Genomic DNA, 9,489 nt, shown 5'->3' with positions numbered 1-9,489 from the left:
CGATCGGGGTGGTGGGGGCGCTCACCGGGGACTCCGAGAGAATGAGGAGGAAAACTGGGTGGTCCGCGTTAGCCGCTCTCTTCAAGAGAGGGACTAACGCGGACCGAGGAAAGGACGCTTCGTTTCACAGTTTGAACTTCGACAGTTCGTACTTCATCGGTTCCAGTTCCGTGACCTCGCCGTCTTCGATCTTGATGGTGAGGGTCCGGTCCAGGAAGCCGGCGGACTCGTGCCAGACGGTGAAGCGATGCGTGCCCTCGGGCAGGCCTTCGATGGTGAAGTTGCCGTCGGCGTCGGTGATCGCGGCGTAGGGGTGATCGACGATCAGCCAGTTGGCCTTCATCCACGGGTGGAAGTCGCACAGCGCCGGGATCGGCACCGGCTGGGCGCGCTTGAACTTGTCCAGTTCGACGCCGACCCGATCCTCGGCCGCCACGGTCTTGTTGATGCCCGCGTTGCCGAACGACGTGAACCGCACGTTATGAGCGACCGTGTCGTTGCTCTTGAGAACCAGGGTCTGGTCGGTGCGGACGATCAGGGCGTGCGGCTCAAACACGCAGCCGTTCTGGTCGAACACGACTTTCTCGCCCTCTTCCATCAGTCCCGGCTTAATATCCCGCGGAGCGCGAGCCGGGTACAGGAACACGTTGGCGATGCCGTTCGTCGGACCGACCACCAGGCTGAAGTCGGGGATCGGATCCGCGGCACAGACCGCGGCGTCTTTCACCGCTTTGCCGTCCTTCGTCACGTCGGCGCCCTTGGCCACGCGGGGGGCGAGGTCCGGGGCTTCGCCGTCCAAGACGATCTGGCCTTTCACGTCGCCGTAGCCGGCGGCGTGGACCGCGGCGGGACAGAGCAGCGCCGCGGCGGCAAACGCCGTGGCCGGAGCAAGAAAACGGGTGAGGAGCGAGCGCGGCATCGTCGCGGTCCGAATCAAGAAGTGAAATGGGGCGGGAGCGGCGAACAGGACGCCCCCGCGAAGGGGCCGCTCGCCGCCGGACCGTCCACTGTACCGACCCCCACCCCCCGCACGAAAGCGGGCATGGATCAGCGCCGGGCAATGGGTGCGATCCCCCAATCGCGCATCCCGCGTCCGATCGACAGCCCGAGGCCCAAGTCGAGGCCGGGGGAGCCTACGAATGTCGCACGGCCTCGGCTCGCGCCTCGGGCTGCCATTCTTCCGCAGTCAGGGCCAGCACGCCGAGACCGTAGAAGGTGTATTCCGCATCGGCGTGCGTGTCCCAGGCGGCGCCGCGGAAGCCGCCGGTCGGCAGTTCAAGTTCGTTCTCCGCCCAGGCCCGCGCCTTCGCCGCCGGCAGCGGATCGGCGATGCCCAGATCCCGACACATCAAGAACGCCGTGAAGGTGCTCAGCCCGTCGGGGAAGGGGATGCGGGTGTTCGCCCGCACGCCGCCCGCGGGGTCGGTCACCTCGGTGAGGAAGCCTCGGAGATCGCCCTTCAATTCCTCGTCGACATGCCCCAGCAGTTTGAGCAGCACCGCGGCCGCGGCGGTCGGATTGGCCCCGCTGCGGCGGACGGGGGCGAGTTCCACGAACCCCCCGTCGTCCCGCTGCATGTCGTACAGGAACTGCGCCAACCGCCCCGGCGCCGGCACGCTGCGGCCGATCAGTTCCAACGTCAACGCGACGAGAAACGACGTGTAAGTGCTGCCCGCCGCCCCCGCGGGCGTCTTCGCATACCCGCCGTCGGCGCTCCGATTCTGTTCGAGACCGGCCGCCAGCCGTTCGGGCCAGTCCGGCGGGGCGTCGGCCAGCGGATCGCCGCCGCCGACGGCCTGCACGACGACCGCCGCGTACAGCCAACTGACCAGATCGATCGCTCCCAGCCGCAGCGGATCGTGCTGCCCGAGGAACCGGCTCACCCCCGCCGCGGTCGACTCGTCGAAGTCCCCCAACACCGCCAACGCCCGCACGGCGAAGCCCGTGTAGTAGAGGTCGCCCGGCAGCCCCTCGTTCTCCAGATCCCGCCCGCGAAACCCCCCGTCCGGCGTCTGCTGCGAGAGCAGAAAGTCCCGATGCCGCCCCCGCCGCTCCGACGGCAACGAGTCCAACCCCCCGGCAAGACGATCGGCGAGGGAGAGCAGGTAGGACAGTGGAACGGAAACGAGACGAGGAACTGGACCATGAAGTCTAGCGATCACACGCAGGGCAACAGCTGCCCCGCAGGCTCAATCCTCGCCGACTTCCGTAACCCAGAGCGTCTCGGCCTCGAAGTTGAACGCTGTGAGGAGGTCTGCATCCAAGCTGTCGTCGCAGTCGAAGGTCAGTCGGATCAGCCCGTCTCCGATCGGAGCGACGCTCGAGATTAAGAGCGTGAGATTCAACATGCTGTTCAAGGGAATGTTCAGGAACATCCCCGGAAGAACCTCCCCCGCATCGAGAACGGCGGTCAGTAAGACGGCATCGCCGTTCTCCATGGCCCGAACGGACTCCGTGGTGACGATCCCCTCTCGCATCGCCGCCCCGGCGTCAGCCGTCCGTACCGGTGGCCCGCAGGGGGAGAATATTTCGGCCGGGGTCCTCGTCTTCGGAGTCGGCGGAGTCCTCGGAGACTTCGTCCGGGTCGAAGATCTGGCCGACCGAGGCGTAGTGATAGGCGACCGGATCCGGCTGATAGCCGGCGCGCTGGGAGGGACGCCCGTCGCGGCGTTCGTCCGTCGGGTCGTACTGGTCGATGGAATCGGCGTCGAAGGCGATCGCCCCGGGATGCAGACCCGCGGGGCGGGCCTTGCGGTACTCCGCCCGACCCTTGGACAGCGGGTCTTCCGGCTTGGGCGAACCGCCCGCCGCGGCTTCGTCGGATTGCGCCTCGTAGAGCCGGCGGTAGGCGCTGTTGTTTTCGAGCAGTTCCTCGTGCGGCCCGACGCCCGCCAACTCGCCCTGTTCCATCACCGCCACGCGGGTGACCAGGTCCAGCAGGCTGCGGCGAACGGTGTGGGTGACGAGGAAGACCGTGCGTCCCTCCACGAACTCCGCGAGGGCTTCGTGGATCAGTTGTTCGCTGAGCGCGTCGACGGCGCTGGTGGCCTCGTCGAGGATCAGGATCTCCGGGTCGCGGAGGATCGCCCGGGCGAAGGCGACCCGCTGCCGTTGACCGCCGGACAGGTTCGAGCCGCCGGAGCCGACGACTTCGTCCAGGCCGTTCGGCAGTCCGTCGGCGAAGTCGGTGACGCGGGCCTGGTCGGCGGCGGCGCGGACTTCGTCGTCGGAGGCGTCCGGCTTGCCGACGCGGATGTTCTCCGCGATGGACTCGTCGAACAGCAGGGTCTCCTGCGTGACGACGCCGATCTTCTCCCGCCAGGCGATCGGGTCGAAGTCCCGCAGGTCGGTCCCGTTGATCTTCACCGCCCCGTGGGTCGGGTCGAAGTAGCGGGGGAGCAGCTTGAGCAGCGTGCTCTTGCCGGAGCCGTTGGAGCCGACGACGGCGACGACCTCGCCGGCGTTCACGGTCAGGTTTACGCCGTCCAGCACGGCTCCGCGGGCGGCGCCGGCGTAGTGGAAGCCGATGCGATCGAACCTCACCGTATGAATCTGCTCCGGCACCGGGGTGATGGCCGGCGGGGCGGCGACGGCGGGGCTGCGATCGAGGATCTCGAACAGCCGATCCGCCGCGGCGGTGCTGCGTTTCAGCTTGGAGAACAGCGTGGAGAGCTTCCGCAGCGGGTCGATCGTCCCGGCGAGGAAGCTGTAGAACACGGCCAGTTCGGCGAGATCCAGCTGACCGTCGGCTAGCCGCAAGCCCCAGATGCTGTCGGTGCGACGGAGCATCAGGTAGGCGGCCGGCAGCAGGGCGCCGAATGCGGCGAGCATCCCCAGCGTCTCGGTGGTCGGGCTGGTGAGGGCGTCCACGCGGACGATCTTCATCGCCTTCTGGAGGTAGGTGCGGTTCTCCTGGTGGAACCGCTCCTTCTGGCGCTCGCCGGCGTTGAACGCGGTGACGACCGCGGCGCCGTCGAACGTCTCCTCCATCGTTTTATAAAGGCGGGACATGCTCTCCATACTGCGGCGGCTCGCCTTCTTCAGGCTGCGGCCGATCTTGACGAAGATATACGTCGCCAGCGGCGTCAGCACGAAGGCCAGCAGCGTCAGCTGCCAACTGACCAGCATCGCCCCGAAGATGCACGCGGCGGCCTTGAGCGGCTCCCGCACGACTTTTCCGCCCAACAGGCGCAGACCGCCGGCGAGCTGTTCGAGGTCGTTCGTGAACCGGCTCATTAAATCGCCGGTGCCGGTCGCGTTGAGCGTTTGAATATCCAGCTTGAGCGTGTGAGCGAACAACGCCTCCCGCAGGTCCGCAACGGTGCGTTCGATCACGGCGCCGACCAGCACGTCCTGCGTGATGACGCACAGCCCCTTGAGGACCGTGGCGATCAACAGCACCCCCAGGATCACGGCGAGCAGGTCGAACTTGTCGTCCGGCAGGATCGGGGTGACGTATTGCTGCACCCAGCCCAGCGCGGCCAGCTTGCGGGCGGCCTGCGACAGTCGATCCTGCGCCTTGGCGACTTCCTCGGCGGCCGCGACCGTGTCCGAGCGACTGGCGTCCGGATCGGCGGCGAGGCGGGCGGCCTCGGCCTCGGCGTTCTCCAATTTCTCCGACCACTCCACCTGCACGGCGTGTGCGGTGGCGACTTCGCCGTCCACATAGCCCGCGACGCTGTCGTCGCCGGCCAGCACGTTGATGACGGGCAGGATCAGGCCGAGGTTCACCCCCCAGAACAGCGCCACCAGAAAGGCGAAGCCGACGCTCCAGATCAGCGTGCCCTTATGGGGCTTGATGAACGGGATGACCCGCAGCAGGCCGCGGGCGCGGTCCGCGGCGGCCGGCTTGCCGTCGCGCGACGAACCGCGGACCGGCTTCGATTTCCCGAACAGGGAGAGCGAAGGCGGTTCGGTCGGCGGTGCGGGGGGGACGTCGGGCACGGCGGGGTCGTCTCTGGTCCGGCGGGGGGACCGAACGGTGTAGCGTCCGAGTGTGGGGCGGGTCGAGGCGGGTTCGACCGGGACGGCGTCGGGGGAGTGCCGTTCGGTCCAGGCCGGCTCGCACAGCGTCGCGTGCCGAGCGGTCCGAGGGAAGGCACCAACGCGGCGATCCGACCACATCCGCAAAATACGCCGCCGACCCGCAGCGAAGTTGCATGGAAAGCGACCCTATAGCGGCCCTATGAGGACTGGCCTTCGCGGGCCGCACGGTGAGCGCCGGACCTCGGCCGCCGCATTGGGCGGGCATTCTCCCTTCGCCCCGCCGATCGGCCCCCAATGCCCCACGAGATCGTCGTCGGCGATCTCCTCGATCAACCGACCGAGGCGATCGTGAACGCTTGGAACCGCCATCTCATCCCCTGGTGGCTGCTGGTCCCGCACGGGGTGAGCGGGGCGATCCGCAGGAGAGCCGGCACGGCGCCGTTTCGCGAACTCGCCAAGGCCGGGGTGCTGCCGTTGGGCGGCGCCGTCGCGACCGGCGCCGGGCGCCTGCCGCATCAGGCGATCGTGCACGTCGCCGGGATCGGCTTCCTCTGGACGACCAGCGAGCGAGCCGTGCGGGACAGCGTGCGAAACGCCCTGCGACTCGCGACGGACCGCGCTTTCGCCTCGATCGCCTTCCCCCGCATCGGCGCCGGCGTGGGCGGCGCGAACGCGGAACGGGTCGAAGCGTGGATGACGGCGGAATTCGCCGCCAGCGACTACCTTGGCCGCATCGTGCTCGTGCGGTACGACTCGAACCGATCCCGCGATCCCGCCCCCGAGTGAAAGATCGAAAAGGGGTGGGGGATCTTCGCAGTCGCGATCGCCGATGGTTTGGTACATTCGTCGATCCCTCCAGGGCTCTTCCAGCCCTCTCACTCCCTCCTATCGGATTCTATGTTGTCGAAACCTTCCCGCTCAAATCGTCGCTCCGGCTTCACGCTGATCGAACTATTGGTGGTCATTGCGATCATCGCCATTTTGGTCTCACTATTGCTGCCGGCGGTGCAGCAGGCCCGCGAAGCGGCCCGACGGAGCCAGTGTCAGAACAACCTGAAGCAACTCGGGTTGGCGATGCACAACTACCACAGCACTTATAATACCTTTCCCTCCGGTTGCGGCGGCACGGACCGATTGAATAACGCCGGCAGTCGGGGGGAACAGCAGGGCAACGTCCGCGGCAGTTGGTTGATCCCGCTGATGCCGTTCATGGATCAAACGGCGTTATGGAACCAGATCAGCAAGCCGTTGAGTCAGGAACGCGATCTGACGACCGGCGCGATCGGCCCCCGGTCGACGCCGTGGCCCGCGGGCGGGGCCGTCATCTCGGAGCCGGCCTACCCGCCTTGGTCGACGCAGGTGTCGTCGCTGCTGTGCCCTTCCGACGGGAACTCCCCGGCCGACACCCAAGTGGCCCATACCAACTACGCCGCCAACTGGGGCGACCACGGCAACGGCGCCAACTCGTCGACCGGCGTCGCCGTCGGGGGAACCGCGACCAACCGCGGCGTGTTCGGCTACTTCGTCTGGCGCGGCATCCGCGACCTGCGAGACGGGACCACCAGCACATTGCTGGTCGCTGAGATCGGCCGTTTTCCCGGGGATCGACGACTCGTCGGGTCCAACGCCGAGAATATCTCAACCTGGAATACGCCCGCCGGGTGCATCGACGCCACCGTCAGCGCGGACGAACCGCTTTATTATCGCGACGGGATCTCCCTGAACGAGAAGCGCGGAGCTCGGTGGACCGACGGGTCGGCCTGCTTCACCGGCTTCACCACGATCGTGCCGCCTGGCGGCCCCAGCTGCGCCCCGAACGGGAACGACGCCACCGTCGGCGTGTACACGCCCGGCAGCTACCACAGCGGCGGGATCCAAGTCGCATTGGGCGACGGATCGGCGCGGTTCCTCTCGGAGACGATCGACGCCGGCGACCAGAGCGCCGGTTTCAAAACCAGCGGCAGGAGTCCCTACGGCACCTGGGGCGCCTTGGGCACGCGGGCCGCCGGCGAAGTGATCAGCGAGTTTTGAGTCGACCCCCGCGTCAGTTCCGACGACAGAGAACCGCCCCCGAACGCAGCGTGCGTTCGGGGGCGGTTCTTGATTGTGTGTCGGTCCTCATCGACCAACAGGCCACCCATCGGCCGTCGACTAAGCGGCTTGGCGGCGGGGGAGATCCAGCGTCAAACCCTTCTCCAACGCCTGCGCCTGGGCGGCGCTGGCGTCGCAGGTCAGCGTGAGGTCCACGGCCCAGCGGCCGTCGGCGGGGGCGAGGAACTCCCAGTGCGGCACGACCGCACAGCTTTGGAAGACGCTCTCGTAGCCCGCTTCGCTGCCGGAGACGGTTTCGATCGGGTGCGTCCAGATCCCGCCGGGACCGCCGCTGCTCGCCGTGCCCAGTTCGAGGGCGGCGTCCAATCCTAGCCACTCGTCGCACAGCCCCACGCGGTTCGTCGCGGGGAGGTTCAACGCGGTATCCAACGTCCCCTGACGCACGCCGTGGGCGTCGTAGAAGTAGCGGTCGTCCGCGCTGCCGGCGAGGCCCGCGATATGCACCGCCGTCGCGAAGTGCACCGGCCGACCGGCGGGCAAACCGCTGAACTGATAACGAACCGAGAGGGCGTTCGACCCGGCCGCCAGCGTCACGGTTTTATGAAAGCGAACCGCGAACCGGCTGAGCCGGGCCGTGCGGCTCATCATCACCGTCGCCGCGGCGGCGGAGCGCTTCAGCGTCGTCTCGAACACGCCGGTGGGGCAGTCGGACAGCTCCCCACGGCCGGCCCGGAACTCCTCGCGGGTCAGGCCCGGTTCGAGGAAGTGATCGACGAACGCCTTCGTCGGATACAGGTCGTAGCCGAGCTTCTGATCGAGGTCCGGCTGCTTGAATTGAACCAGATCGTGAATGCTGACGCTGTCGTCCCCGTGGGCGGCCGCCTGGGCGGCGTGCGGGTTGGCGGCGTGGGCGAGGATCTTCGCGTGATACGGCTCCGGCCGACGATCCAGCGTCGCCAGCAGATTGTGCCCGGCGCCGCGCACGTCCAACTCGTAGCAGATTCCGCCGCGGCTGGGCTTCAGATAGGCGATCAATTTATCGCCGGCCAAGCGGACCTCTTTGCGGGCGTCGAGGTCGTAATCCTTCGCCGCGACCGCGCACCACCGGCCGGTGCGGCCGTCGAGTTCGTCGAGGATGCTGTCCGCGGAGATCAGGTGGTCGTAGACCGCGTTCCGCAGGTGCGGCAGATACAGGCCGCCGAACGCCCCGTGCCAGTAGGAGCAGTTGCACTGCGCTTTATAAAGGTGCGTGCGGGCCTGATCGAGCTTCGCCTTGTCCGGCCCCTCGACCTTCTCCACGAACGCGGCGAGGCGGGCGGAGACTTCCGTCATCCGCGCGTACATCTCGCGGGCCTCGGGGTACTTCGTGCGAAAGTTCCGCCAGTTCCCGCCGCGGATATAGGGCTTCAACGTGGACCAGTCGGCCTCGGGCGTCTTCGCCTCGACCAGATTATTGAGTTCCTCCTGACGCTGCGTGTTCAGCGCCCATTCGGTCATTTCGCGATAGGAGCAGTCCGGCACGCTGACTTCGCCGGCGGGGGGCACGGCGTCCAGCGTTTCGCTGAAGGTGCTCGTCTGGAGCCAATCAGCGTTCTCGGTGAGCAGTTCGAAGAACCCCCGCAGCCAGCCCTTTTCATAGACCGGCTTATAGGTGCCGGGCCAGGTGCCGAACTTCTCGCCGTCGTCGCCGAACACCACCGCGGTGCCGCGGGGGGCGCCGGCGGCTTCGCGGGCGTTCGCGACGTGTTCCAGATAATTGATCGTCTCGTGCGGCGGCCGGAAGGGCATCAGGTACCGCAGGTGCTCGTCGCCGGGGAACAGGGCGATCAGCTTGCCGTCGTCTTCGGTCAGGAAGTGCCCGTTGAGGTCTTCGTCCCGCAGGCCCGCGGCCCGCAGGTGGCCGTCGTCCAGGACGCAGTATTCGAGGCCCGCTTCGGCGATGTCCCCGGCGAACTGCTGCTCCCAGACGCGCTCCGGCAGCCACATGCCGCGGACCGGCTGGCCGAACAGGCTCTTGAGGTGATGCGAATACCGCGTCATCTGCCCGACGCGGTCGCGGCGGGGGATGCCGGCGAGGATCGGTTCGTAATACGGCCCGCCGAGGATCTCCACGCGGCCCTCGTCCACCAGATCGCGGACGCGGTGCAGGTACTTCGGCCGGTGCAGTTCGAGCCACTCCAGCAGACTGCCGGAGATGTGCAGGGCGATCTTGAGGCTCTTGAACGGCTCGAAGACGTCCAGGAACGGCTCGTAGCTGTCGCGGAAGGCCGCCGCGAACACGCCGTCGAAGTTGCCGACCGGCTGATGATCGTGCAGACACAGAATCAGCCGCAGCCGCGGACTTCCGACCGGAAACGAACCGCCCGATGTCGACGACGAGTGCGGCGAAGCGTGTTGGGACATCCTGCGACGCGGCACGCGGCCGGGGCTGGGGGAGGCGGGGGCGATCGG

7 protein-coding genes are annotated in these 9,489 nt (G+C 67.6%); 2 read left to right on the top strand and 5 right to left on the bottom strand.

Features of this window, described 5'->3' with window-relative positions:
- Nucleotides 1-124 precede the first annotated feature (124 nt).
- From LzC2_RS18370 to LzC2_RS18355, 4 genes are all read right to left on the bottom strand, one after another.
- Nucleotides 125-919 carry a carboxypeptidase regulatory-like domain-containing protein gene (locus LzC2_RS18370; protein ID WP_171189489.1) on the bottom strand — a complete coding sequence of 265 codons (795 nt, stop codon included), beginning with the start codon at nt 917-919 and terminating at the stop codon, nt 125-127.
- A 214-nt stretch (nt 920-1,133) separates the two neighbouring features.
- The gene (locus LzC2_RS18365) at nt 1,134-2,072 is read right to left on the bottom strand and encodes a prenyltransferase/squalene oxidase repeat-containing protein (protein ID WP_246255146.1); all 939 of its coding nucleotides are present in this window, start codon (nt 2,070-2,072) and stop codon (nt 1,134-1,136) included.
- Nucleotides 2,073-2,189: 117 nt separating this feature from the next.
- Nucleotides 2,190-2,438: a hypothetical protein gene (locus tag LzC2_RS18360; RefSeq protein ID WP_171189488.1), complete on the bottom strand. Its 249-nt coding sequence runs from the start codon at nt 2,436-2,438 to the stop codon at nt 2,190-2,192.
- Between the two features lie 52 nt (nt 2,439-2,490).
- Nucleotides 2,491-4,944, bottom strand: coding sequence for an ABC transporter ATP-binding protein (locus tag LzC2_RS18355; RefSeq protein ID WP_171189487.1), 2,454 nt, complete (start codon nt 4,942-4,944; stop codon nt 2,491-2,493).
- A gap of 336 nt (nt 4,945-5,280) precedes the next feature.
- On the opposite strand from LzC2_RS18355, the gene LzC2_RS18350 reads away from it, so the two are divergent.
- Nucleotides 5,281-5,772 carry a macro domain-containing protein gene (locus tag LzC2_RS18350; protein ID WP_171189486.1) on the top strand — a complete coding sequence of 164 codons (492 nt, stop codon included), beginning with the start codon at nt 5,281-5,283 and terminating at the stop codon, nt 5,770-5,772.
- A gap of 114 nt (nt 5,773-5,886) precedes the next feature.
- Nucleotides 5,887-7,017, top strand: coding sequence for a DUF1559 domain-containing protein (locus LzC2_RS18345; RefSeq protein ID WP_171189485.1), 1,131 nt, complete (start codon nt 5,887-5,889; stop codon nt 7,015-7,017).
- Between the two features lie 120 nt (nt 7,018-7,137).
- On the opposite strand, the gene LzC2_RS18340 is transcribed toward LzC2_RS18345, so the two are convergent.
- Nucleotides 7,138-9,441: an alpha-amylase/4-alpha-glucanotransferase domain-containing protein gene (locus LzC2_RS18340; protein ID WP_171189484.1), complete on the bottom strand. Its 2,304-nt coding sequence runs from the start codon at nt 9,439-9,441 to the stop codon at nt 7,138-7,140.
- Nucleotides 9,442-9,489: the final 48 nt, after the last annotated feature.

The sequence above is a fragment of the Alienimonas chondri genome (assembly GCF_013036045.1).
Classification (GTDB): domain Bacteria; phylum Planctomycetota; class Planctomycetia; order Planctomycetales; family Planctomycetaceae; genus Alienimonas; species Alienimonas chondri.
The sequence above is the reverse complement of the archived record's forward strand: the minus strand, read 5'-3'. Positions and strand labels throughout refer to the sequence as shown.